This is a genomic window from Acinetobacter sp. YH01005 (assembly GCF_013420465.1).
In the GTDB taxonomy this organism is placed as follows: Bacteria; Pseudomonadota; Gammaproteobacteria; order Pseudomonadales; family Moraxellaceae; genus Acinetobacter; species Acinetobacter amyesii.
In genome coordinates this window covers 1-25,998 of the sequence record NZ_VOYA01000021.1, presented here as the reverse complement: position 1 = coordinate 25,998, position 25,998 = coordinate 1, and the positions used below count along the sequence as shown (strand labels likewise).

Annotated in this window: 23 protein-coding genes; 15 read left to right on the top strand and 8 right to left on the bottom strand. The window is 38.9% G+C overall.

Annotation, left to right across the window (positions count from 1 at the left end; all coding sequences use genetic code 11):
- Positions 1 to 275 precede the first annotated feature (275 nt).
- From FTT72_RS13120 to FTT72_RS13110, 3 genes are all read left to right on the top strand, one after another.
- Complete coding sequence (locus FTT72_RS13120; protein ID WP_180178522.1) at positions 276 to 1,844, top strand: type I restriction-modification system subunit M; 1,569 nt, start codon at positions 276 to 278, stop codon at positions 1,842 to 1,844.
- Entirely contained in the window at positions 1,844 to 3,067 is a 1,224-nt protein-coding gene (locus tag FTT72_RS13115) for a restriction endonuclease subunit S (RefSeq protein WP_180090369.1), read from the top strand. The genes FTT72_RS13120 and FTT72_RS13115 overlap by 1 nt, the downstream gene beginning before the upstream one ends.
- 213 nt (positions 3,068 to 3,280) lie before the next feature.
- Positions 3,281 to 6,244, top strand: coding sequence for a type I restriction endonuclease subunit R (locus FTT72_RS13110; protein ID WP_180178521.1), 2,964 nt, complete (start codon positions 3,281 to 3,283; stop codon positions 6,242 to 6,244).
- Between the two features lie 151 nt (positions 6,245 to 6,395).
- On the opposite strand, the gene FTT72_RS13105 is transcribed toward FTT72_RS13110, so the two are convergent.
- Positions 6,396 to 6,590 carry a hypothetical protein gene (locus FTT72_RS13105; protein ID WP_180004283.1) on the bottom strand — a complete coding sequence of 65 codons (195 nt, stop codon included), beginning with the start codon at positions 6,588 to 6,590 and terminating at the stop codon, positions 6,396 to 6,398.
- Positions 6,591 to 7,047: 457 nt separating this feature from the next.
- Between FTT72_RS13105 and sbmA the strand changes: the two genes are divergently transcribed.
- From sbmA to FTT72_RS13085, 4 genes are all read left to right on the top strand, one after another.
- Positions 7,048 to 8,244: a peptide antibiotic transporter SbmA gene (gene sbmA / locus FTT72_RS13100; RefSeq protein ID WP_180178520.1), complete on the top strand. Its 1,197-nt coding sequence runs from the start codon at positions 7,048 to 7,050 to the stop codon at positions 8,242 to 8,244.
- A 466-nt stretch (positions 8,245 to 8,710) separates the two neighbouring features.
- Complete coding sequence (locus FTT72_RS13095; protein WP_180178519.1) at positions 8,711 to 9,688, top strand: hypothetical protein; 978 nt, start codon at positions 8,711 to 8,713, stop codon at positions 9,686 to 9,688.
- A 95-nt stretch (positions 9,689 to 9,783) separates the two neighbouring features.
- The gene (locus FTT72_RS13090; protein ID WP_180178518.1) at positions 9,784 to 10,629 is read left to right on the top strand and encodes a hypothetical protein; all 846 of its coding nucleotides are present in this window, start codon (positions 9,784 to 9,786) and stop codon (positions 10,627 to 10,629) included.
- Positions 10,630 to 10,776: 147 nt separating this feature from the next.
- Positions 10,777 to 11,223, top strand: coding sequence for a hypothetical protein (locus FTT72_RS13085; RefSeq protein ID WP_227591924.1), 447 nt, complete (start codon positions 10,777 to 10,779; stop codon positions 11,221 to 11,223).
- 108 nt (positions 11,224 to 11,331) lie between these two features.
- Here the strand turns inward: FTT72_RS13085 and FTT72_RS13080 are convergent, their stop codons facing one another.
- Positions 11,332 to 11,910 (bottom strand): DJ-1/PfpI family protein, encoded by a 579-nt coding sequence (locus FTT72_RS13080; protein WP_168379042.1) that lies wholly within the window; start codon positions 11,908 to 11,910, stop codon positions 11,332 to 11,334.
- Between the two features lie 708 nt (positions 11,911 to 12,618).
- Positions 12,619 to 12,798: a hypothetical protein gene (locus FTT72_RS16330; protein ID WP_257223106.1), complete on the bottom strand. Its 180-nt coding sequence runs from the start codon at positions 12,796 to 12,798 to the stop codon at positions 12,619 to 12,621.
- A gap of 165 nt (positions 12,799 to 12,963) precedes the next feature.
- On the opposite strand from FTT72_RS16330, the gene FTT72_RS13070 reads away from it, so the two are divergent.
- Complete coding sequence (locus tag FTT72_RS13070) at positions 12,964 to 14,178, top strand: hypothetical protein (RefSeq protein ID WP_180073208.1); 1,215 nt, start codon at positions 12,964 to 12,966, stop codon at positions 14,176 to 14,178.
- 30 nt (positions 14,179 to 14,208) lie between these two features.
- Here the strand turns inward: FTT72_RS13070 and gatB are convergent, their stop codons facing one another.
- From gatB to gatC, 3 genes are read right to left on the bottom strand one after another with little or no spacing between them, the layout of a single operon-like run.
- On the bottom strand, positions 14,209 to 15,684 hold the full coding sequence (gene gatB, locus FTT72_RS13065; protein WP_180108928.1) for an Asp-tRNA(Asn)/Glu-tRNA(Gln) amidotransferase subunit GatB: 1,476 nt from the start codon (positions 15,682 to 15,684) through the stop codon (positions 14,209 to 14,211).
- Positions 15,684 to 17,162 carry an Asp-tRNA(Asn)/Glu-tRNA(Gln) amidotransferase subunit GatA gene (gene gatA / locus FTT72_RS13060; RefSeq protein ID WP_180178517.1) on the bottom strand — a complete coding sequence of 493 codons (1,479 nt, stop codon included), beginning with the start codon at positions 17,160 to 17,162 and terminating at the stop codon, positions 15,684 to 15,686. Before gatA ends, gatB begins: the two co-directional genes overlap by 1 nt.
- A 51-nt stretch (positions 17,163 to 17,213) precedes the next feature.
- The gene (gatC, locus tag FTT72_RS13055) at positions 17,214 to 17,528 is read right to left on the bottom strand and encodes an Asp-tRNA(Asn)/Glu-tRNA(Gln) amidotransferase subunit GatC (protein ID WP_078189985.1); all 315 of its coding nucleotides are present in this window, start codon (positions 17,526 to 17,528) and stop codon (positions 17,214 to 17,216) included.
- A 133-nt stretch (positions 17,529 to 17,661) separates the two neighbouring features.
- Here gatC and FTT72_RS13050 point away from each other — a divergent pair, with 133 nt between their 5' ends.
- The 6 genes from FTT72_RS13050 to FTT72_RS13025 all read left to right on the top strand — a co-directional run bounded on the left by FTT72_RS13050 (position 17,662) and on the right by FTT72_RS13025 (position 22,427).
- Positions 17,662 to 18,708 (top strand): rod shape-determining protein, encoded by a 1,047-nt coding sequence (locus FTT72_RS13050; RefSeq protein WP_078193300.1) that lies wholly within the window; start codon positions 17,662 to 17,664, stop codon positions 18,706 to 18,708.
- Positions 18,709 to 18,724: 16 nt separating this feature from the next.
- Positions 18,725 to 19,582, top strand: a complete 858-nt coding sequence (mreC, locus tag FTT72_RS13045) for a rod shape-determining protein MreC (RefSeq protein WP_078189984.1) — start codon at positions 18,725 to 18,727, stop codon at positions 19,580 to 19,582.
- On the top strand, positions 19,569 to 20,060 hold the full coding sequence (gene mreD, locus FTT72_RS13040; protein ID WP_078193057.1) for a rod shape-determining protein MreD: 492 nt from the start codon (positions 19,569 to 19,571) through the stop codon (positions 20,058 to 20,060). Before mreC ends, mreD begins: the two co-directional genes overlap by 14 nt.
- The gene (locus FTT72_RS13035) at positions 20,048 to 20,614 is read left to right on the top strand and encodes a Maf-like protein (protein WP_168379037.1); all 567 of its coding nucleotides are present in this window, start codon (positions 20,048 to 20,050) and stop codon (positions 20,612 to 20,614) included. Before mreD ends, FTT72_RS13035 begins: the two co-directional genes overlap by 13 nt.
- A 42-nt stretch (positions 20,615 to 20,656) precedes the next feature.
- Positions 20,657 to 22,111 carry a ribonuclease G gene (gene rng, locus FTT72_RS13030; protein WP_111885603.1) on the top strand — a complete coding sequence of 485 codons (1,455 nt, stop codon included), beginning with the start codon at positions 20,657 to 20,659 and terminating at the stop codon, positions 22,109 to 22,111.
- A 142-nt stretch (positions 22,112 to 22,253) separates the two neighbouring features.
- On the top strand, positions 22,254 to 22,427 hold the full coding sequence (locus tag FTT72_RS13025) for a PA1571 family protein (RefSeq protein WP_168379036.1): 174 nt from the start codon (positions 22,254 to 22,256) through the stop codon (positions 22,425 to 22,427).
- A 311-nt stretch (positions 22,428 to 22,738) separates the two neighbouring features.
- Here FTT72_RS13025 and FTT72_RS13020 read toward each other — a convergent pair whose 3' ends face one another.
- Positions 22,739 to 24,118, bottom strand: a complete 1,380-nt coding sequence (locus FTT72_RS13020; protein ID WP_168379035.1) for a wax ester/triacylglycerol synthase family O-acyltransferase — start codon at positions 24,116 to 24,118, stop codon at positions 22,739 to 22,741.
- A gap of 167 nt (positions 24,119 to 24,285) precedes the next feature.
- Positions 24,286 to 25,020, bottom strand: coding sequence for a phosphoadenylyl-sulfate reductase (locus tag FTT72_RS13015; protein WP_180178516.1), 735 nt, complete (start codon positions 25,018 to 25,020; stop codon positions 24,286 to 24,288).
- A gap of 200 nt (positions 25,021 to 25,220) precedes the next feature.
- On the opposite strand from FTT72_RS13015, the gene thrH reads away from it, so the two are divergent.
- Entirely contained in the window at positions 25,221 to 25,838 is a 618-nt protein-coding gene (gene thrH / locus FTT72_RS13010) for a bifunctional phosphoserine phosphatase/homoserine phosphotransferase ThrH (RefSeq protein ID WP_180178515.1), read from the top strand.
- The last annotated feature ends 160 nt before the right edge of the window (positions 25,839 to 25,998 follow it).

Sequence of the window (25,998 nt, the reverse complement as noted above, 5' to 3'; positions counted from 1 at the left end):
CATATCTTTTAATGTTAAATGCATACGTGTTAAAATCAGTAACCATTTCAAATCCTGTTCATGAATTTGAACAAAATAAATTTTGTGATTCAATGCGCTAAATCTAATTTGGGTAAAAAATGGGTACAGGTAAAACGCTATTGACTTTATGGTTCACTAAATCAATAGCTTAGGAGTTGAGTTCAATTGACGCCATCTCCACCAAAATTCAAAAAAGTCGAACCTTCGGGTTCGGCTTTTTTTATGATTAATTAAAAACATTTTTTGGTACAACAATGACTCAAGTCCAGCTTCAAGAACTGCAAAAACAACTCTGGAATATTGCCAATACTTTGCGTGGTAAAATGGGGGCAGATGAATTCCGTGATTACATTTTGGGCTTGATCTTCTACAAATATTTGTCTGAAAAAATTCAAAATAATGCCAACGAAATTTTATCACCTGATCAAATTAAGTTTGCAGAATTGGTTGAAGATACTGAAATTAATCAAGCATATTTGAGTGCTGTTCGTGAAGAATGTCTTGCCAGTATGGGCTATTTCTTAGCGCCACAAGAATTGTTCCATAGTATGGCAACATTGGCTCGAGCAAAAAAATACATTTTGGATGATGTAATTAAAACCCTTAAGGCAATTGAGCAAAGTACGCTGCGTACAGATGCGGCAGATGATTTTTCGCATTTGTTTGAAGACATGGATTTAAGTTCGACCAAGTTAGGAAATACGCCTGATGACCGCAATGAGCTGATTAGCCGTGTGATCGTACATTTGGACGATATTAATTTTGATCTATCGAATACTGAGTCTGATATTTTAGGCGATGCTTATGAGTTTCTCATTGGTGAATTTGCTTCAGGTGCTGGTAAAAAAGCAGGTGAGTTTTATACACCGCAAATGGTTTCGACTTTGCTTGCAAAACTTGTCACCTTAGGTAAAGAACGTCTACGCAGTGTATATGACCCGACTTGTGGTTCAGGATCTTTATTGCTACGTGTAAAGCGTGAAGTCGGCGACGTGGACGCGATTTACGGTCAAGAAATGAATCGTACGACATATAACTTGGCACGTATGAACATGATTTTGCATGATGTGCATTATTCAAAGTTTGAAATTAAGCAGGAGGATACTTTAAAACGTCCACAGCATATGGAACTGAAATTTGATGCGATTGTAGCGAATCCACCATTTTCGGCTAAATGGTCTGCGAGTGAGTCATACCTAAGCGATCCGCGTTTCCGTGATTTTGGCAAGTTAGCTCCAAGTTCTAAGGCAGATATGGCGTTTTTACAGCACATGCTTTATCAGTTAGATGAAAATGGGACTTTGGCGATTGTACTGCCGCATGGGGTTTTGTTCCGTGGCTCGAGTGAAGGGCATATTCGTAAGCATTTAATCGAAAAGTTAAATGTGATTGATACGATTATTGGTTTGCCTGCCAATATTTTCTATGGCACGACTATTCCAACTTGTGTGTTGGTGTTGAAGAAAAACCGTGAGCATAGCGACAATATTTTATTTATTGATGCGAGTAACGAGTTTGATAAGCAAAAGAATCAAAACAAGCTTTTGCCAGAGCATTTAGATAATATCGTTGGTGCATTTGAAAACCGTCAAAATATTGAAAAATATGCATACGTAGCGAGTCTGCAAGACGTTGCTGACAATGATTACAATTTGAATATTCCTCGTTATGTCGATACTTTTGAAGCAGAAGAAGAAATTGATTTAGATGCAATAGCGAAACAGCTTCAAGCCTTAGAAGTGGAAAGTCTAAAAACTGATGCAGAAATTTCTAAGTTTTGTGCAGAACTCTGCATTGATTCACCTTTTGCGGAGGTGAAGTAATGACTTCACCTAAATTACGGTTTAAAGAGTTTGATGGGGATTGGAGTAAGGTTAGTTTAGATAAAATTTCTAAGGTTTTTGATGGGACGCATCAAACTCCCAACTATGTAGAGTCAGGCATCAAATTCGTTAGTGTTGAAAATATTCAGTCACCTTATGACAGTGATAAATTTATTACTGCAGAAGCATTTAAAAAAGACTTCAAAAATAAGCCTCAACTAAACGACATTTTAATGACGCGCATTACGGCTGGTGAAATTGGTGCAACGGCTATCGTTAATGACAGTGAACCATTAGCATATTACGTTAGTTTAGCTTTAATTAGACCTAAAGCTAATGTAAGTACACCATTTCTGAATCAATACATAGGAACACCTTTTTTTAAAAATGAGTTACACAAACGAATTATCCATGTAGCTTTCCCTAAAAAAATTAATCTAGGTGACATTAATGAGTGTTTAATATCATTGCCTAACAAGCAAGAGGAACAAATCAAAATCGCTTCTTTCCTTTCCGTTGTGGATGAAAAGATTAACCAACTGACTGAAAAACATGAACTACTGAGCCAATATAAACAAGGCATGATGCAAAAGCTGTTTAGTCAGCAGATACGTTTTAAAGCGGATGATGGGAAGGAGTTTGGGGAGTGGGAAGAGAAATTTTTGAAAGAGTTTTTTCCTAAAATTAGAAATGGTTTTGTCGGTGTGGCAACTCCTTATTATGTGGAATCTGGAGTTAAATATCTTCAAGGTAAGAACATCAAAAATGGAAAAATTGATGCCACAGGACTTATCTATATCAACAATGAATTTCATCAAAAAAAGACAAATTCAATATTGCATACTAATGACATTTTGATGGTTCAAAGTGGCCATGTTGGAGAGTGTGCTGTTGTTACCGATGAGTATAAAAATGGAAATTGTCATGCACTTTTGGTTCTAACACCTAAATCCTCTCAAATAGTGAATTCTGAATTTGTTGTATATTACTTTTACTCAGAGTTTGGAAAGAAAAAAATTACCCTAATCAAAACAGGTAATACAATTGAACATATTTTAGCTTCAGATATTAAAGAAGTTTCTATGTTATTTCCATGTATTGAGGAACAAACCCAAATCGCTAATTTCCTATCAGCCATTGATCAAAAAATTGAAGTCGTTGCACTGCAAATTGAACAAGCTAAACAGTGGAAAAAAGGCTTGTTACAGCAAATGTTTGTGTGATTGTTATATGGTTTTATAAAATTCCTGCATTTATTCAAATGCGGGAATTTTTTTATTTAAGAAAGTACTGAAAGATTCCTAAAAGAAAAAACAGTGATCTGTATCATCAGTTTAGATGTTTGTTTGATGAATTTAAAAGATTGAAAAATATAATAAATCTATTAGAATCAATAGATATGCATACCAATAGTTAAAAACTGAGCAGTATTATAAATGTCGACCCAAAAAGAACTCGAACTCGAAAACCAATTTATAGCGCACTTAACAACTTTAGGGTACGAACGTGTTCAGTACAGAAACGAGGCAGCCTTACTCGCAAATTTAAAAAATCAAATAGAAAAATTTAATGCACTGACTGCACCACTCACACATGAGCAATGGGAACAGGTGTGGAATTACCTGAGCAGTGAACATACGATTTTCGGCAAAGCCAAACTATTGCGTGGTTCATACCAGCTTAAACATGATGACGGTACGACCCAAACACTGCGATTTTTAAGTGATGATGCAGAAAAAAATATTTTTCAAGTGACCAACCAAGTGACGGTTCAATACGGTGAGAGCGGCACAGAAACCAGCCGTTTTGATGTCACGCTATTGATCAACGGTTTTCCATTAGTACAAGTTGAACTTAAACGCAGTGGCGTAGAAATCGCACAGGCGTTTCACCAAGTGCATAACTACAGTAAAAATGCCTATACATCTGGACAAGGTCTGTTTGGATACATCCAGCTCTTTGTCATTAGCAACAGCGTAAATTGCTTATATTATTCACATGGTACGCCACTGTTTGATTTTACATTTCCGTGGGCAGATGAAAAAAACAAAGCTATCAATGACTTGAGTAAATTTACCGAAGCATTTTTAAACGCCGTACATATTACGAAAATGATCAGTAAATACATCGTTCAGCATCAAACAAATGAATGCTTAATGGTGCTACGACCTTATCAAGTCTATGCAGTTGAAAACATGATTCAGCATGTAAAAACCTCAACCGATCATGCTTATATTTGGCATACAACGGGTTCGGGTAAAACACTCACGGCATTTAAAGCCAGTGAAATCATGCGTCAGTTGCCAGAAATAGAAAAAGTAATTTTTGTTGTGGACCGCAAAGACCTAGATAATCAAACCACTAAAGAGTTCAATGCCTTTGTTCCCGACTGCGTAGACCAAACGACCAACACCAAAACATTGGTCGAACAGCTCATCGGTAAACGGCTGAACTCACGAAAAAATGAAAGCAATATACTCACAGATAAATTGGTCGTGACGACCATTCAAAAGCTGAATAACGCAATTACACTCCCTAAATTCAGAGAATTGATCGCCGATTTGGCAGATAAAAAAGTCGTATTTATTTTTGATGAATGCCACCGCAGTCAATTTGGTGATACTCACCAAAATATCAAACGCTTCTTTAAGCAGGCGCAAATGTTCGGTTTTACAGGCACGCCTATTTTTCCTGTGAACTGTCAAAGCATTGGTGGGGTGAAATACACCACAGAATTTCTATTTCCTAAACGGCTGCATAAATATGTGATTGTCGATGCGATAGCAGATAAAAATGTTTTACCTTTTCAAATTGATTATGTGGGGCAATTTACCGCTAATCAGGTGAATGCTGGTGATGAAAAAATACAAGGCATCGATACTAAAGAGCTGTATGACAACCCTGAGCGCTTAGAAAAAATTGTACGTTATATTTTAAAAAATCATGACAAAAAAACGGCAAAACGCGAATTTTGTTCAATGTTTTGTGTCAGCTCAGTAGATGTCCTACTTCAATATTATGAAATATTTACCAGAGTCCAAGCAGAGTTGGTTGCAGAAGCTAACGAGAAGAAAGAGGTTTATAGCCCTTTAGTGATTGGTACGATCTTTTCTTTTGGCGCGCAGGACACGACAAACGACGTTAATGACTCCACAACAGGTACGATTTCTGAAGAAGAACTTGAACAGCCGAGTCAAGTTGATATGGGGCGTAAAGCGCAACTTGAACGGATCATTGCAGAATTTAATACGCGCCATCTGACTAGCTATAACTGTGACGAAGGATTTTACGAATATTATAAAAATCTAGGTGATCGAGTTAAGTACTTCAAAGTCCCTAAACCACCTAAAGAAGTTGGGGAGCTGAAAGGGCCACCAATTGATTTATTACTTGTGGTCAATATGTTCCTGACTGGGTTTGACTCATTGCCGCTCAATACGATTTATGTCGACAAGAACTTAAAATATCACGGATTAATTCAGGCTTTTTCGCGTACAAACCGTATTTACAAACCAACTAAAGCTTTTGGTAATGTCGTGTGTTTTAGAAATTTAAAGCAGGCAACAGATAAAGCTCTTTCTACTTTTGCAGACGACCAAAATTTTGAGCAAGTGATTGTGCCACCGTTGGATCAACAATTAGCAGAATTTAATAAGTGTGTTAGTGAATTAAGAAAAATAACACCTGAGTGTCAGTCAGTAGATGATCTAAAACTCGAAAGTCAGCAGTTGCAGTTTATTCAAGCTTTTCGTGATGTGATTCGTCTACATTCACAACTGAAAATGTATACAGACTTTGATGTTGATAACGCAGTTATAGTGCCGCAAGAACTTGAAGACTATAAATCTAAATATAAAGATTTATATGACAGAATAAATAAAGGTACAGCAGTTGAAAAAGATTCAGTGCTACGTGACGTGAATTTTGCTTTAGATTTTATTATTAGTGATTATGTAAATCAGGATTATATTTATACATTATTAAATATGATTGCTGCTGCGCCACCATCCTCGATTCAAAGGGCTAAACAGCAGCAACGACTCCAATCTTTAATCAGTAATGACCGAAAAATGTATAAAAAAATGGATTTGATTCAGAAGTTTATTGATGAACAAATGCCACGAATGCTGAATGGTCAAAGTGTTCAAGATGCATTTAAGCAGTTTTGGGATGCAGAAAAACAGCAAGCCTACGATGTTTTTTGTAAAGATGAAAATCTTGTGATGGATGAGTTTAAAAAAGTGGTTAAACGATTTGATTTTACTGAACGTTTTCCGCACGCACATGAAATTCGTCCATTGCCAAAAAACAAGCCTTCAGCACTGGTGAGTAAAGTCTATTTTGAGGGATTGCATCAGAAAACCAATGCGATTTTAGAAAAATATGATTTACGGATTTAAACGTTAAGCTAAGTTATGAAAAATATTTGCTTAAAAGGAGGATTCTTTTTTTATGGAATTTAAGAACCTTATCCTGTTTATTCAATAATTGTATGATTAAATTTCTTAGAATAAATATGATTTAAAAACAAATCACAAAGTGAGGCGAAAATTAAATTTCGCGCCAAACTTCATTCTTATCTTTCAATGAAATCACAAAGTTAAATTTGTCATCATTACTTACCAAAAGGCCTTCTGGCGTTTGCATAATCACTTTTAGAACGGTACCAGTTTCAAAAACCAAAGGACTGCAATTTTCTTTATTTAATGTAATTGGTTTGAGTAATTCAACAATTGCACTTTCCATTTTACTTCCCCAAGCATAGGTTGTTAATTGAACTTAGCATATTATTGGCGAAGAAACATGTTTTGTAAATGACGTGAGCTACATCGCAGAAAATATTTTAGAGAATTCCATAACTTAAGTTTAAATAATGGTTAAATAATTTATGGATTTTAATTTATTGATATCAAAGAAAATTTATAAAATTACAAATTTTTTAACTGGAACTGTATGTCCTAAGATGTGTCTTTTGTTCCACAAACAATGACCAGATCATCAAAAGGGCATGATTAATAATGAATTTAAGGTGAACTTCAGTTTTCATACTTAAGCTAACCGAAGGATGTGTCATCGTGTATTTGATTGTTAAATTTCAGATTAAACAGCGTTAAATATTCAATCTGAACAAGAAAAATTATGAAATAAAACTTATCATCAGCAACTCAAACTAAAAACAAAGATTCAGGGAAATGTAGGACTAATGTTTAAATCTTTTTTTCCAAATCCAAAATGGTTTTTTGGATCATTCCTTATATGGTTCGTCATCAATATTGTCTTGTGGTATAGCGGTGGCAATAGTTGGGGTACGATGTTTGGTTTACCTGCAAATTATCATCAAGCAGAATTGCCTATTGGTATTAGCCGATTTTGGAGTCCCAAATTTTTATGGTTCTATGTTTGGTTTTTTGTAGCAACGGCGCTTTTTGCAGCCTTTTGGAAGATTAAATCAGATAATCCTTGGCAACGATGGTCTGTGTGGGGAACCGCATTTATCCTGTTTAATGTTTGGTTTAGTGTGGAATGTAATGTCGTAATCAATGCTTGGTATAACCCATTCTATGACCTGATCCAGAAAATGCTTTCAGGTGGTGGGGGCGAAGTGACGATGCTATATTCTGAGATACTGACTTTTCTCTATGTGGCCATGGTGTATGTCACACTGGCTGTATTGAACCTGTTTTTCGTCAGTCATTATGTTTTTCGTTGGCGTACTGCAATGAATGACTTTTATACTGCGCATTGGGAAAAACTGAGAACCATCGAAGGTGCCTCACAGCGTATTCAAGAAGACACGATGCGCTTTGCAAAAACCACAGAAGGACTTGGGGTTAGCTTAGTTGAATCGGTGATGACCTTAATTGCATTTCTACCTGTGCTGCTAACTTTATCAACACATGTAAAGAAATTACCTGTCGTGGGGGAAATCGCCTATGCATTGGTTTGGGCGGCAGTCCTTTGGGCGGTTTTAGGGACGGTTATTTTAATGCTGGTGGGTTATAAACTACCGGGTTTGGAGTTTAATAATCAAAAAGTCGAAGCGGCATATCGTAAAGAGTTAGTTTATGGTGAAGATCATGCAGATCGAGCAGACCCTTTCACATTACAAGAATTATTTACTAAAGTTCGTTTTAATTATTTTAGACTGTATTTTCACTATGCTTATTTCAACCTGGTTCGTATTTGGTATATGCAACTGGATAATATTTATGGATATTTTATTTTGTTTCCAAGTATTGCAGCGGGAACAATCACGCTCGGTATATTAATGCAAATTTTAAATGTCTTTGGGCGTGTACGTGATTCCTTCCAATACCTGATTTCCTCATGGACAACCATTATCGAATTAATGTCTATTTATAAGCGTTTAAGAGCATTTGAAGAAAAAATTAACAATTGAGTTTATAAATTTAAAAAAAACCTGCAATAAAATGCAGGTTTTTTTATGACATTAATTTTAAGTTAATATATTCAAATAAAATCAATAGATTAACATTTTTAGATGAGCTGTTTTTTTTACTCGATTCCATATTGTCGCTCGAATCCTAGATAAGCCTAGTTTTATATCATGATTAATAATAGAGGCTTGTTCTGATGGCAGATTTGATAAGCACATAGCGATACATAAATGCTTGCGAAATAACCTAAAAGGGAACGATGATGACCGTTCACCAAGGATAAACAAATACACTTAAATAAAATGTGAAATTCATCAAATTAAAATTAACAACATATGCACACATCTCAAACGTGTACGATTTTAGTGATTAAATTTATAAAAATAATAAATAAAATCAAGATTATAAAATTGTGAAAGGCACTAAATTACGCTATTTTTTAAGGGTGAATTTTTTGAGATTTTTGCTGTGAATTTAAAGGCAATTTTATGGGTGGGGAGTATTGGATTTGCATTACATGGTTGTACCACCATGCAGAGTTTAAACCCAAATTCATTTAATCATTATGCATCACCACAAGAAGTGATTAATCAAAAAGGGCTAAATAGCTCAAATGGGAAGGCGAAAGAATACGTCTATGATTGGGGGCCACAAAAGAAAAATATGGAAGCAGAATCAGTTATACCCAAGCAAAATATGAGCAGTTACTGCCAAGCCAAAAATGGCAAATTTATTCAACTGAATAAAAGCAATTTGAACCAAGTCAAAAATGCATGGAGTCGTAAATTATTAGCGACCTATAGCAGTATAAAACAGAGCACAGGTGTGTTTCAGTGTAGTCAGGCAGATGGACAACGTTGGATGGTTGCTATTGAACCCGTTTCAGAGCGTAAATTAAATGACCGTTCTGAAACCCGCTTAGTGAGTTTGTATACAGCAATTATTGGACCCGAAGAACGTCGCAAAAACTATAATAAACAAGAAGAAACTGTAGTTAAAAAAGCCACACCAAGCAAAGCAAAAGCAAAAGCAACGACAACAAAAAGCAATGCGAAAGATGAAGCAAAAAAAGAAGTAGAGACTAAAAAAGAAACCAAAGCCAAAGAGCCTGAAAACAAACCTATAGTGAAACCAGTTGCTGAAACATCTCAGCAGATACAAATGCGCTTATATGTGAATGCACGACGCGATCTGAATGCCGGAAAAAACCAAGTCACCGCTTGTAATAATGCACAGCGCGCTTATAGCTATGGCAAATTAAATGGTGCAAATGCCAATAGAGCCTATGCTGAATCAGGTATGCTCGTTGCAAAATGCTTAACCTCAGTGCCTGCATATAGCAAAAGTTATCCAAACGCCAATGCAAGAGCCAAAGGCATCCTACAAAACTTGGCGACCAACTATAACCACGCAGGGGCAAAAAATATGTTGAATCGTATGAAATAAACTTCAACAGGATAAAAGCCATTTGGGGAAATAAGCTTTTATCCTGATCCAATGATGTACTCAGATAAAATTTTAAAAAATAATAAGGAAAAACCATGAGTTCAGTAAATGAAACTTATTTTAATGCACCATTATTTGACCGAGAATTAACAGAGATTACAGTCAATATCGAGCAAACACCCTTCTTTTTGAATGATCGTGGGCATCCAACATATTTAGCATCACTTGGGGCAGGAATTCATTTAATTACAGAGTCAACTACCAATGCGAAAATGACGATGGGAAATCCCTACGATGTACCTTCCGAAATTTCGACTAAAATTACCAATTGGGGGGAGCAAACGGAGCTTGAATTTGAAGGGCAACACTTCGAGTTTATGCCATTGGTGGCAAGCAAAGAAACCGCGGCAGCTTTTGGTATCACCTTAGTTCAGGCAGGTGAAGCGATTCAGATTCATTCAAATCAAAAACGACTGTCAGAGATTCAATATGAATACGGCATGATGGCAGGGCATTATTTGCCTTATGAAAATGCAACATCAAATTTAAATGGCTGTAAAACTTTAACGCCATTTGTCATTACTGATTTAGAACATCATGACTTTCCGCATATTTTTAGCGCGACAGATCGGGATCATTTGCCTCTGGTCATCTCAGTAGGACGCTATTTTCCAAATCTAGGCAAGATTTACTTGGCAGATTTATGGGTCAATCCGGGGGATGCTTTATACATTCCTGCGAAACCCAAATATTCGAATCCCGAGTTTATTGACCTACATAACAACCGTAATGCAGCACTTGCCTGTTGGCGAGGTGACAGCAATAAATCGACATTGACCACCCATAGTTTGCTCGATATCCATGGGCATTTTTACTGGTATTGGAATAGAAGGCCAACGATTCATCCTCTCATCTATGCAGCTACTAGCAAAAATGAATAGTTGAGTTACATAGACCAAACAGCAAATACAGCACTTCATGATACAAAGGTGACTCAAGTTTTGGGAGTTTGGTCTATGGCTTACGGTTTATCTAAAAAATTACATCTACGTTTTTCACGACCAGCAGGTTTGGCTGTATTGACGCTCATGATGCTCGGGACGACTCAGGTGAGTTTGGCGAGTCCGACGGTCGATCAGCTCAGTCAATGTTTAGTGAAATCGACCACTGCTGCAGATAAAACGGCAGTTCTACAATGGACCTTTTCTGCATTGGCAGCGCATCCAGATTTAAAACAATACAGTAATGTCAGTGATGCGCAAAAAACGCAACTCGATAAAAATCTGGCTCAAGTGATGCAGCGAATCTTGGTTGAGCAATGTTCTACGCAAACGCAGGCCGTAATTAAAGCCGACGGTCTACAGGCTGTAGGCGAAAGTTTTCAAGAGCTTGGTAGTATCACAGGGGATGAAATATTAAAGACGCCTGAAATTAAACAACAATTACAAGGCGTACTGCGTTATGTCGATTTGAATAAATTGGTGACTAAATTTTTAACCCCAGAAATTTGGAATAAGTTAGGTGTGGTTCGTTAATTTTATTTTGAGTAAATAAAAAATGCTCCTTTTATACAAGGAGCATTTTTTATGGATTCACCCTAAATGGATGATGATCCAATGCGTTTTAGTTTCGTGACTCAAGCATTAAATGGTAATCGTCGCGCCTAATGCTTTAACAAATTGCGCCATCCACGCAGGGTGAGCAGGCCAAGCAGGAGCAGTAACTAAATGACCGTCGGTCACTGCATCCGTGACTGCAATATCGGCATACTGTCCGCCTGCCAATTTGACTTCAGCGGCACAAGCCGGGTAAGCGGAACAGGTGCGGCCTTTTAGCACATCGGCTGCCGCTAGAATTTGCGCCCCATGACAAACCGCTGCAATAGGTTTTTTCGCCGCGTCAAATTCGCGTACGATTTCAATCACACGTGTATTCATACGTAAATATTCAGGCGCACGACCGCCCGGGATCACTAAGCCGACATAGTTTTCTGAGTTAACTGCATCAAAGTCATAGTTAATGGCAAAGTTATGACCGCGTTTTTCGCTATAAGTTTGTTCACCTTCAAAATCATGAATGGCTGTGGCAATGCTGTCGCCAGCTTTTTTGTCAGGGCAAACGGCATGAACGGTATAACCAAGACCAACTAAAAATTGAAAAGGTACCATTGTTTCGTAGTCTTCAGCATAGTCGCCCACGAGCATAAGAATTTGTTTTGACATGATGTAACCCTCTGTTGAAATATGATTTATATCAATTTTTCATTTACCTTAGCATATTGGAATGACAGTTTTAAGCAGGCTGTAAATTCTTTAGTTGTATATTTTTATTTAGATTTATAAAAAGTTATGGATGGTTATAGTTCAAATTATGATGAGTCTAGTAGGCTAGCTGTTATCAATTATTAATGACTTTAGTGTTTTTCACAAAGTTTTAAAAAGTTAAATATTTACCTCTCCCTTGCGCAGCACTGCTGCTTATCTCCTAAAAGGAGAGGGGGATATCCAAAAAATCGTTTAAGTATTTATTCACTTTGAAAGCTCCCTCTCCATTGGGAGAGGGATAAATCACAGCAAATCAGGATAAAATTTTTCATAGTCTAGATTTGGTTCATGCGTTACTTTCAGCTTGCCTTTAGATCCTGTGACATAGCTATTGATCTCTTTAAGTGGTTTCTCATGCCAACCGATATTGAATGCACAAAACGTATTTTCTTTTTTAAAAAATTCTAGATGACTGTATGGCAAGTGATTGTGAATCCAATATGCAATCTGTTTCCAATTATTTGGGTCTTTTTCAATTAAATCGATGAGTGAGGGAATGATAATACACGCCGTTGCACCGTAGCCTTTTGCGTCAGGATAGTCCCAAATATGGCTTGCAAAGTTTTTCTCATTGCTCGCGCAGTTGTGTCCTTTTTCATTGCCGATTTAGTTCACGCTTGGTGAGCGGTAAGCGGAGCGAATGGCAATACGTCCAAACTTTTCTTGCAGTGGTTCAAGTAGTTCTTCGCAGAGTTTCGAGCCCGTACGAATGGCAATATCAGGATGGTCAGGGACGTTGGGTACACCGTACCAATTGGCGATTTCACTATAGAGAAAGTCGCGCATAAAGAAGGACTTGGAAAGTTGAATGCGTCCTAAGTCTTCGAGTTTTGCGATAGAAGATACTTTTTTGATGGTCATGTTGTTTTAATTTGCTAGAGGTAATGAAAATTATATAGAAATATCATATAGTAATTTATATGAAAAATTATATAGAAATATCAAGGTAATATGATTTCAAGAATATATTTTCAATGTTTAACTTGTGATGGATTTATAACTACTAGAACGCAAATTTCTCATGGATTGAAGCAAGAGTTACACTTTACATGCCCACATTGTGAGGCTAATTCTAAATTAGTTTTGTTATTAGATAATCCACCACAGGTGAAAATTTCATTTAATGAGTTAGAAAATCTAATTTATATTGAAAGTGGAGATGTCGATGAAGAAAAATCTTTAGTAGTTAATCTCAGTACAGATTTCACAGTGCCAGATGAGGTTAGGAATAAAGAATTATATTCACCATTTTTATATCAAATGAATGAAATTCTTAAAGAAGCTTTTGGGGAAAATTATAATCCTGAAAAAATAGAGGGGGTAATGGGAGTTTCAAACATTGAAGAAATTTGGAAAGATTTATATAAGGCATACAAATTTAATATTAGAGGAAATTTACTTCAGAGAGATAAAATTATTCAAGGACAAGAGTTAACCGAGTTAATATTTCGTTTTATTGAGATGTTTATTGGTAGTGAACGGCTAACTAGGGATATGGATATATTAGGAGATTTTTCTAGAAGTATTTTACAAAAAAATAAGTCAGAATTTCATAGGTTTGCCAATGATGATTTATTTCCTAATCTAGAAGAAAAAATTAATGACTATATGGAGATTTTTGATACTTTCTTTTCAAATTATCAAGAATTTAAGCAAATGAATTTGCAAGCACGTTTAGAGGTTGAAACATTTAAGAATTCGAAGGTTTCTTCAACTAATTTTAAGCGCACAAAAATGATATATGGTGAAGTGTTTGAGATTCTAGGTTCAAATATAAACACGATAGCTTTTTTAAATAATATTGAAAACCAAAGAAAATATGATGAATTTCAAAGTGAAAAATTAACATATCAAAGATACTTAACTATTGATAAGGCAACAAAGATGAAATGTTTTGAGGGGAATACAAGTATCTTTAACATTTTTAGTCTTGAATATGATAGTAAATTAAGAAATGCATCTCATCATAAATGGTTGAAATATAATGAATCTACACAGCTTATAACCTACCCGATATCAGGTTCTAGCTCTGAAAAAATCACGTTATCCTATACAGAATACTTATTGAAGACAAATAATATAGTGATGGCACTCATGATTTTACTTTCATTTGAATTAGGAATAGCTTTTAACCTAGGATTTCGCTTAAATAAAAACCCGCTCTAAAGCGGGTTTCCTTTTTCAAAGCTGATCAGATCAACCAATCAATTTCTTCATCAATTCATTTACTTGAGCAGGGTTAGCTTTACCTTTCGCTGCTTTCATCACTTGACCAACAAGACCGTTAAAGGCTTTCTCTTTACCAGATTTATACTCTTCAACCATCTTCTCGTTAGCAGCAAGTACGTCTTTAATAATCGCTTCAATCGCGCCTGTATCAGTTTCCTGTTTCAAGCCTTTTTCCGCAATAATTTCGTCCGCAGTTTTGCCTTCTTCCCACATAAAGCCAAATACTTGTTTCGCAATTTTGCCGTTAATGGTGTTATCCACAATACGTGCAATCATACCGCCAAGTTTTTCCGCAGATACAGGAGAATCATGAAGCTCTAGGCTCGCTTTGTTTAAAGCACCTGAGAATTCACCCATCACCCAGTTCGCAGCAACTTTACCTTGTGCAGCACCGCCCGCAGCTTTTACCACGTCTTCATAAAACTCTGACATTTCACGAGTCAGTGTTAAAACGTGAGCATCGTATTCAGTTACACCAAAGTCAGCCACAAAACGAGCACGACGTGCAGCAGGAAGCTCAGGAAGGGCAGCACGTGCCGCTTCAATTTGCGCATCTGCAATGATCACAGGCAACAAGTCAGGGTCAGGGAAGTAGCGGTAATCGTTCGCTTCTTCTTTTGAACGCATTGAACGCGTTTCCATCTTCACAGGGTCGAACAAACGTGTTTCTTGGTCGATGGTACCATCCCATTCCAAGATTTCCATTTGACGTTCAATTTCAACATTGATCGCTTGTTCAATGAAACGGAATGAGTTGAGGTTTTTCAATTCACAACGTGTACCGAAAGGTTGACCCGGACGGCGCAGTGACACGTTACAGTCGGCACGGAACGAACCTTCTGCCATGTTACCGTCAGAAATACCTAACCAGCGAACTAGCGTGTGAATCGCTTTAATGTAGGCAACCGCTTCTTCAACCGAACGCATATCGGGTTCAGAGACAATCTCAAGTAAAGGTGTGCCTGCACGGTTTAAATCGATACCAGATTGACCTTCAAATTGGTCATGGATCGATTTACCAGCATCTTCCTCAAGGTGCGCACGTGTTACGCCAATGCGTTTTACAGTGCCATCTTCAAGTTGGATGTCGATATGACCCAAGCCCACAATGGGATTGTCCATTTGGCTGATTTGGTAGCCTTTAGGAGAGTCAGGGTAGAAATAGTTTTTACGTGCAAATACAGAAGCTTGGTCGATGTAAGCATCGATACCCAAACCAAAGCGAATCGCAAGATCAACTACTTCTTTGTTGAGTACTGGCAATACGCCAGGCATTGCCAAATCAACAAGGCTCGCTTGTGTATTTGGGTCTTGACCAAATGTGGTAGATGAACCTGAGAAAATTTTGGTATTGGTTGCAAGCTGAGTGTGAATCTCAATACCAATCACCACTTCCCAACCATCAATCAGGTTAGATTTTGGTTTAGCAGCGTTTTTAGCCATTATGCATTCTCCTCAGCAATTGCAGCGCGTTGTGTATGCCAATCGGTTGCTTGTTGGTACTGATGCACCACAGACAACAATTGAGATTCTGACCAGTAATTACCAATCAGCTGTAAGCCAACAGGCAAGTTGTCTTTGTCAAAACCAACAGGCGCGTTAATCGCAGGCAGACCTGCCAAGTTCACTGCGATGGTGTAGATGTCGCCTAAGTACATTTCTACAGGAGACAGGTTTGCACCAATCTTATATGCAGTTGTCGGTGCAGCAGGGGCAGCAATCACGTCTACAGATTCAAATGCTTTTAAGAAATCTTGTTGGATTAAACGGCGTACTTTTTGTGCTTTCACATAATAAGCATCGTAGTAACCCGCAGAAAGCGCGTATGTACCAATCAAGATACGTTGCTGAACTTCTTTACCAAAACCTTCAGAACGTGAACGTTTGTACAAGTCCATTAAGTCCACAGGATTTTCACAGCGGTAACCATAACGTACACCATCAAAACGCTGTAAGTTTGAAGATGCTTCAGCAGGGGCAATCAAGTAGTAAGTCGGCACGTAGCTTTCAGTCATGTTTAGGTCAATCTCAACCAAGATTGCGCCCATTTCTTCAAGCTTTTTCAGTGACTCTTCAACGCGTGCTTTCACGTCAGCATCTAAGCCGGCAACGTTAAAGTATTGTTTAGGAATACCAATGCGTAATCCTTTTACAGACGTGCCGTTTAGGTTAGCAACATAGTTGTCTACGTCTTTTTCAACCGAAGTTGAATCTTTCGCATCATGACCTGCCATCACGTTCATGAGGTAAGCACAGTCTTCAGCCGAACGCGCCATCGGGCCGCCTTGGTCTAAAGATGATGCATACGCAATCATACCGAAACGTGAAACACGACCATAAGTCGGTTTAAGACCAGTCAAACCACAGAAAGACGCAGGCTGACGGATTGAACCGCCTGTATCTGTACCTGTTGTGAAAGGCGCAAGATCAGCCGCTACCGCCGCCGCAGAACCGCCTGAAGAACCACCCGGTACGTGTGCCAAGTTCCAAGGGTTAGCCGTTGCGCCATAAAATGAATTTTCAGAGGTCGAACCCATGGCAAATTCATCCATGTTCACTTTACCTAAAGTGACAAGGCCCGCAGCTTTACCTTTCGCTACAACGGTCGCGTCGTAAGGAGAGATAAAATTGTCCAGCATTTTAGAACCAGCAGTGGTTTTAATGCCTTGGGTACAGAAAATATCTTTATGTGCAATTGGTACACCAGTCAACGCACTTGCATTGCCTGATTTAATTGCAGCATCAGCCGCATCTGCTTGCGCAAGTGCTTGTTCAGCTGTCACGGTCACGTATGACTTGACTTGAGCATCGATTTTTTCAATGCGTTTTAAATAGTGTTCAGTCAATTCGCGTGAAGAAAATTTAGCGCCAGCCAAACCTTCAGACAATTCACGAATTGATAAGCGATGTAAATCTGTCATGAGAAATATTTCTTTACGTTTAATTTGAAAAAATGTTGATCTGAATAAAAATTATTCAATCACACGCGGAACAAGGTACAAGCCATCCTGTACGGCAGGAGCAACTGCTTGATATGCTTCGCGATGATTGGTCTCAGATACCACGTCTTCACGTAAGGGCTGTGGATTGTCGAATGGACTTTTTAGTGGTTCAACACCGTCAGTATCGATGCCTTTCAGGGTTTCCATCATGCCTAAAATTTTATTTAAACTTTGAGCATAGTCAGCAGATTGCGCTTCATCTAGCGACAATCGAGCCAGATGGGCAATCGCTGAAACTGTTTGTGCATTTAGATCTGCAGAATGCTGTGCATCCGATGTAGACATAACATTACCTAATCAGTATTAAAAAAATTCAAAATATCGTGGCTTATAATAAGCGATTGACTTGTTCAAATCATCACATTTAGTTAAAGTTGCCACCTTGCGTCCATATAAAAGTTTAACTGAGAACGTCCCCGTGATTCTAAAACGACTAATTGGCTTGTTTTCGCCGGATCTTGCCATTGATTTAGGCACTGCAAATACACTTATCTATGCGCCAGGACGAGGCATTATATTAAATGAACCGACGGTGGTGGCAATTCGCCACAGTGGTTCACAAAAAATCGTTGCCGCAGTAGGTCTTGACGCGAAGCAAATGCTAGGTCGTACACCTGCAAATATTTCTGCGATTCGCCCAATGAAAGATGGTGTGATTGCAGATTTTGAAGTCACTGAAACGATGTTGAATCAATTCATTGGCAAAGTGCACGAAAAACGTTTGTTCCCACCTGCACCGCGTGTCGTGGTGTGTGTGCCATGTAAATCGACGTTGGTGGAACGCCGTGCAATCCGTGAAGCTGTATACAATGCAGGTGCACGTGAAGTTCGCTTAATTGAAGAGCCAATGGCTGCTGCAATTGGTGCAGGTATGCCTGTTGAGCAAGCTTGTGGTTCGATGGTTGTCGATGTTGGTGGTGGTACAACTGAAATCGCGATCATTTCACTTCAAGGTTGTGTCTATGCAGACTCACTACGTATCGGTGGTGATGTATTTGATGAACAAATCATTAATTACGTGCGTAAAGCACATGGTTGTGTGATTGGTGAAACCACTGCAGAAAACATCAAAAAAGAAGTTGGTATGGCGCTTCCAGAAGAAGGTGCAAAACCTTTGGAAATCGAAGTCCGTGGTCGTAACTTGGCTGAAGGTGTACCTCGTGCGATTACCGTAACTTCTGACGAAGTTACTCAAGCGATTTCTGATCCACTACAAAACATTGTGTCTGCGGTTAAATCTGCACTAGAGCAAACGCCACCTGAGTTGTCTTCAGACATCGCAGAACGCGGTATTGTGTTGACTGGTGGCGGTGCATTACTTCGCAATCTTGATAAGCTTCTTGCAAAAGAAACGGGTCTTCCTGTCGTGGTTGCAGAAGATCCACTATCATGTGTTACACGTGGTGGCGGTAAGGTTCTCGAATTCTTCGATAACCCTAATCATGACATGTTATTTGTAGGCTAAGAAAAGGACTCGGCGGGTGCAAACGCAACTGTTTTCAAGACAACCGCCATCTTTTCGCTCATTTATCATTGCGGTGATTACATGCTTGGTGGTGCTTTTCTTTGATTGGCGCATGCCGCATGTAATTCAACCGGCCAGAGACGTCTTGTATGCGGCATATAATCCAATTTATGCCCTTGCAAGCTATCCAGTGTTATCGCGAGAATGGCTGAATCAACAAACCAAGTCTGAAGCTCAATTACGTCGTGAAAATACCGCGATGCAAGCAGAGTTAATTCAGGCTCAAGTCCGTTTACAGAAACTTTCTGAACTTTCTGCTGAAAATACTCGACTGCGTGGACTGCTCGATACACCACTCATTATTGATGGTCGTATGGAGATTGCCGAAGTCATTGGTACCGATGCTGATCCCTTACGTCATATTATTGTGATTAACCGTGGAGCCAGCAGTCAGCTTAAAGTGGGACAAACTGTACTCGATGACAAGGGTATTATGGGGCAAATTATCAATGTTTACCCGCATAGTAGCCGTGTCATGTTGCTCTCAGACAAAGAGCACTCTTTATCCGTGCGGATGGAGCATACCGGTATGCGCGCAATCGTTACGGGTACAGGTGACTTAGGTCGACTTAAGATGGAATATGTTCCAACCAGTGCCAATATCAAAGTCGGTGAAAAAGTCTATAGCTCAGGTCTAGGGGCACATTTCCCAGCAGGATATTTGGTGGGTACCGTGTCGAAAGTCAGTCGTCACAATAGTGGTGAATTTGCCCAAATTGATATCAATCCTGCTGCCCAATTGGCAGGTGGTCATCATGTGGTTGTGCTATTTTCCGATTCTTTAGCGATGGAGCAACCGCATGTCACTCGCTAAGCTTAGTCGTCATACAGAGCGCGACCCATTATTTCCGATTATTATTTCCATCATTTTGGCATCCGTGCTGATGGTGTATCCGCTTTCTTATGACCTATCGGGTTGGCGCCCATTATTCATGATGATGATCATGCTATTTTGGGTACTCTGTCAGCCGACATGGTGCGGTGTTTGGTTTGCATTTGCCACAGGTCTATTTACCGACTTATTGACTGATGCGCCATTTGGCATGAACGCACTGAGTTTTGTGGTCATTGCATTTGTGACACGCTTTTTGACCCGTGAACGTCGTATTCTCACATTTGGTAATTTATGGATTATTGCTGCAATGGCAATTTTCGCGCATTTACTGTTTGTGTGGATTGTTCAAGTGATGGGTGGGGCACAATTTTCGTTTGCTCGCCATTGGCAGCCAATTGTAACTAGCTTACTCATTTGGCCAATCATGTATTACTTCCTGAGAAAATGGCGCATATAATTTTAGCTTCGAGTTCTCCTCGACGACGCGAACTATTGCAACAATTAGGTCTGGAATTTGAAATTTTCAGTCCAGATATTGATGAGTCCGTGTTGGAAGGAGAACCTGTAGCGGATTATGTAGAGCGTTTAGCACGTGCCAAAGCTTGCGCAGTACAACAACAATTCCCTGATGCTATTGTTATTGCCGCCGATACCAGTTTAGGCGTTGATGAGCACATTTTAGGAAAACCAGCGTCGAAAGCACATGCTTTTTCTATGTGGGAAATGATCTCTGGACGAAAACATGATGTGTTTTCAGGTGTTTGTGTCAGTACAAAAGATCAAATATACAGTATAGTAGTGCGCACACAGGTTGAATTTCAAACGCTGAGTCTAGCTGACATGGAAAGCTATTGGGCAACAGGTGAACCAATCGGCAAGGCGGGAGCCTACGCCATTCAAGGAATTGCTGCGCGCTATATTCCTTGTATTGAAGGGAGCTACAGCAATGTCGTTGGGCTGCCTTTGCATGAAACCGTACAGTTATTACAGACAGTTAAGGCATTAAATTAACTGCTGCAACACAAGAATTTTTATAATGTTTTGAGTTTTGATATGTCTGACGAGTTGTTGATTAACGTCACACCGATGGAATGTCGTGTGGCGTTGATTCAAAACGGTACGGTCAATGAATTATTTGTTGAGCGCACCGTGAAGCGTGGGTTAGTGGGCAATATTTATAAAGGGAAAGTTGTTCGCGTGCTTCCGGGTATGCAGGCTGCTTTTATTGATATTGGATTGTCGAGAACGGCTTTTTTACATATCAATGATATGGTCTGGCAGCGCAATCAACCAACCCCGAATGTTTTTGAGCTGTTACAACCAGGGCAAGTACTCACCGTACAAGTCATGAAAGATATGTTGGGTACCAAAGGTGCACGACTATCAACTGATCTTTCTATTCCTTCTCGTTACCTTGTTTTAATGCCATATGGCAGTCATACCGGTGTTTCTCAGCGCATTGAGTCTGAAGAAGAACGAGATCGCTTGCGTAGTATGATTGAACGCATTCAAAAGGAACACAACTTACCGGGTTCAGTCATCGTTCGTACTGCTGCCGAAGGTATTCCTGAATGTGAAATTGCGCAGGACATGGCCTATTTAGCAAAACTGTGGGAATACATACAACGTAAACAACGCAGTATTGTCGTACCATCTTTGATTTTTGAAGAGCTACCTTTACCGCAACGCGTCATCCGTGATTTAGCCAACGAAGAAACGTCTAAAATTCAGGTCGACTCACGCGAAGTACATGGCAAATTGCAAGAGTTTGTCCAAGAATTTGTACCGAGTATGCAAAATCGCTTACTGCATTATCCAGGTGAGCGTCCAATTTTTGACTTGTACAATGTCGAAGAGGATATTCAGAAAGCCTTACAGACACGTGTAGCACTTAAGTCTGGCGGCTACCTGATGATCGATCAAACTGAAGCGATGACCACGATTGATGTCAATACTGGCTCCTACGTTGGTGGTCGTTCGCTTGAAGACACTGTGTTTAAAACCAATATGGAAGCCACACAGGTCATTGCACGTCAGCTCCGACTACGTAACTTGGGCGGGATTATCATTATTGACTTCATTGATATGCAAGAAGCACATCATCGTGAAGAAGTGATGAGCCAGTTTGAGAAAATGCTTGAGCGCGATCATGCTAAAACCAAGATCACTCAAGTGTCTGAGCTGGGTTTGGTGGAAATGACTCGGAAACGCACCCGTGAATCTTTAGAGCATCTCCTTTGTGATTCTTGCCCGACCTGTCAGGGGCGTGGTTATGTGAAAACGGCTGAAACAGTTTGCTATGAAATTTTCCGTGAAATCTTGAGATATGCACGTGCTTATGAGTCACAAAGTGGTTTTACCGTGGTGGCACATCCGTCGGTGATTGACCGATTGTTAACTGCTGAAGCACCTGCGGTAGCTGATTTAGAGCACTTTATTAGCCGTGTGATCAAGTTCCAAGTGGAAAATTTATATACGCAAGAGCAATACGATATCATTCTGAGCTGAAATTGTAACAGAATATCGTTAAACACTTGTTACAACTGAGATTTTACTTTTGAACTGTTATTTTGAATACTAGACACATCAAATAGCCAAAGCCATTTTCCTGCATTGGACTTGAAAATGGCTTAGCAAAAAGAGGTGTACTATGGGTGTTAGTAAAACAGTAATGAAAAGTGGTCTTAAAACTGTTGTTGAAGCAAAAGCGATCCATTCAGGTTATATCGTGGATGAGCGTGGTAATGAGGTTCAAATTACAGCGTCTATGATTCGTTCTGCTTGTCATCAGTTACTTAAACAGTGCCGAGCAATTAAAGCTTAAATATTGAAATATAAATAATGTAATCCAGAGGGTTAAAGTGCTAACGCGCAATTCTAAAATATTTAATGCGCTAAAATTTTATAAATAATGGAAAATAAACTTAATTATCAGTTCGTATCTACAAGTCATAATTAAACAATAGCAACGGATTTGTTCACCTAAATTTTAGCTTATACACATAAATTGCTCCAAAAAATCAATCAAAGTTCAAATACTAAAAACCCGTCTAGATTGTTCAATTTAGACGGGTTTTTATCATTATGTATGGTTCAAGATGCTGATGAATTGATACCAAATCTAGAAACAGGCGGTTAGCTAACCGCCTGTAACTTTGGGGAATCTTGGTTCACAATAGTTTCAAATCGTTGAATTTCTTCTTCCAAATGCGTCAGTAAATTTTGCATTTTTGGCAGCGCATTACGACATGCGGTTAAACCAACTTCAAGCTTATCTAAATAGCTGGTCATGGTGATATTAAGCGCTTGACCATCCAAAACAATGGACGCAGGGTAGAGCGCTTCTAAACGTGCACCATTCCAATATAACGGCTCTTGTGGGCCGGGAACATTTGAAATCACCAAGTTAAAGGCCTGACGTTTTGGCATAAATCCTGATGCAATATTTAAACCTGCTGCGCTGTAAACGAAAGCACTGTAGTTTAAAATTTGATTCGAGTTCATCCGCTTAAAGCGTTCTTTGGCATTGAGCACACTACGACGCACAATCTTCAACCGTTCTAGCGGATCTTCTTTATGGGTTCCAAGATTGGCCAAAATCATGGTAATACGGTTTGACATATCTGAATCATCGGTACGAACTGATGCAGGCACCATGGCAATCAATGGCTTTTTAGGTAAAGCATTTTGTGTAATTAAATATTCACGTAATGCGCCTGAACAAATTGCGAGCACAATATCGTTAATTGTTACGCCGAGTGACTTGGCAATATGTGACAAACGTGAAAATTCAAAAGATTGAGCAGCGAAACGACGTGAAGAACTAACCCGTTGGTTTAATATTGAACTCGGCGCTTGGAAGCTAGACACATAATCTGGGTTACGCCCCATATCTTTCATTACTGTTTGTGACAGTTCGTACAAAACTCGTGGAGTTGAGTCAAGTTGTCCCTTAATGGTCGATAACAGACCTTTCATACGACTGGATTTAGGCTGTTTTAGGCGTTTTGCACGAGGGCCTTCTACACACCATGGTGGCACAATTCTTTTAGCATCTGGGTCATGCGAAAGTGATTTTTCAACTAAACGCATACCTGCAATGCCATCGACCATCGCGTGGTGGATTTTGAAGTACATCGCAAAACGATTGCCTTCAATGCCTTCAATAATATGGCAAGTCCAAAGCGGTTTTGCACGGTCAATCAGCGCACTGTGTTCTTGAGAAATATAAGTCAAAAGTTCACGAATACGACCGGGATGCGGCAGTGCGATATGGCGGAAGTGATGATCTAAATCAAACTCTTCGTCTTCATCCCAAAAGAAGCCGTTGAGTTTATTGTTAAAAGGAGGAATAGGAATGGATTTTGAATTACGAATATCTGCGACTAAATCTTGAATAAAAGTATCTGGTGCATTGTCAGGGATCTGAAATAAAAATAGACCACCTACGTGCATCGGTTGTTGCCGTTTCTCTAAATTTAAGAATATGAAATCAATAGGATGTAATGGACGCATAGCGTTGATTGCCTCACTGCAATTTCTACAGCTGCTCATGTATGAGTAGCATTGTTAGAATTATTAAATTGTCATTTGCAGTATAGCGTTTTTACGTTGAAATGATACGGAATTATGTGTATCGATGCGTTGAAAAAAACCACTGCTATGCAGTGGTTTTGTGATCTTTATTTTTTCATGTTGCCTGCGTGTAAGCCGCATTCTTTATGGGTTGCATCTTCCCACCACCAGCGACCTTCTCGTTCGTGTTGATTCGGTAAAACAGGACGAGTACATGGTTCACAGCCAATCGAGATAAAGCCTCGTTCGTGTAGTGGATTATATGGAATTTCCATTAGACGGATATAGTTCCAGACATCAGCGCTAGACCAGTTTGCCAAAGGATTATATTTAATCAATTGCTTGCCCGGACCTGAAAAACCAGCGTCAGCTTGTACCACAGGAATTTCATTACGTGTGCCTGGGCTTTGGTCCTTACGTTGACCTGTGATCCAGCCATCTAAAGTGGCTAGTTTTTTACGCAAAGGTTGTACTTTACGGATACCACAGCATTCTTTATGTTCATCTTGATAGAAGCTAAAAAAGCCCTTTTCTGTTACCAGTTTTTGTACGGCATCACTTTCTGGGAAACAGATTTCAATATCAATTTTATAATGTTTACGGACAGTATCTAAAAATTGGTAAGTTTCAGGGTGTAAGCGACCGGTATCTAAACTAAATACACGAAAAGGAATCCCTAAGTTTGATGCAAGATCAATCAGTACAACATCTTCTGCACCAGAAAAGGAAATCGCAACTTCACCTTGCTGGCTAAGCGCAAGTTTCATAATCTCAGAAGGTGATTTATCTGCATATTCAGATGCAAGTGCATCGACAAGGTCAATAGTAGGGATGGTAGTCATGAATGTCCTGGCTATAGGCTTGGAACGTTAAAACCTATATTAATTTATTTCAGAACTATTTTAATGGAAATGCTAAAACACACTTATCACTAAAAAATAGATACTTATGAAAAAAATAGATTTAAAAAAGAACAATGCATTTTTTTATTCTTCCGCTATGATAATGAAAAATTTTTTTCACATAACAGAGGGTAGAGTGCATGGAAGTCGTTTGTTTAGATCTAGAAGGGGTTTTAGTACCTGAAATTTGGATTAATTTTGCGAAAAAAACAGGCATTAAAGAACTTGAAGCAACGACTCGTGACATTCCAGATTACGATGTGTTGATGACTCAGCGTTTAAATATCCTAAAACAACACGGTTTGGGTTTAAACGATATTCAAGACGTAATCGCAGATATGGGGCCATTTGAAGGTGCAAAAGAGTTTGTAGAGTGGGTGCGTACTCATTTTCAATTGATTATTCTTTCAGATACTTTCTATGAGTTTGCACATCCATTAATGCAGCAACTTGGTTGGCCAACGATTTTCTGCCACAAATTAGAAACTGATGAAAATGGTATGATCTCAGCTTATAAGCTTCGTCAACCTGATCAAAAGCGTAAAGCCGTTCAAGCATTGCATGGGTTAAACTTCCGTGTGATTGCAGCAGGAGATTCTTATAATGATACCACGATGCTAGGTGAAGCAGATGCGGGTTTCTTATTTGATGCGCCTGACAATGTGATTGCTGAATTCCCGCAATTCCCTCCAATTCGTGGTTATGATGCGTTAAAAGAAGCGATTCGTAATGCTTCAGTACGTGATATTCCAGCCTAATTTTTAAGTTTGAAATTAAAAAAAGGCACCAAAGGGTCACTGCTGTCCCATAGTTTGCTTTAAATAAAAAAACCTGAGTCCTAACAGTTAAAATATGAGTGCAAACAAACACTTTAACGACCAGGATTCAGGTTTTGTCACATCAGAATACCGTATTTCA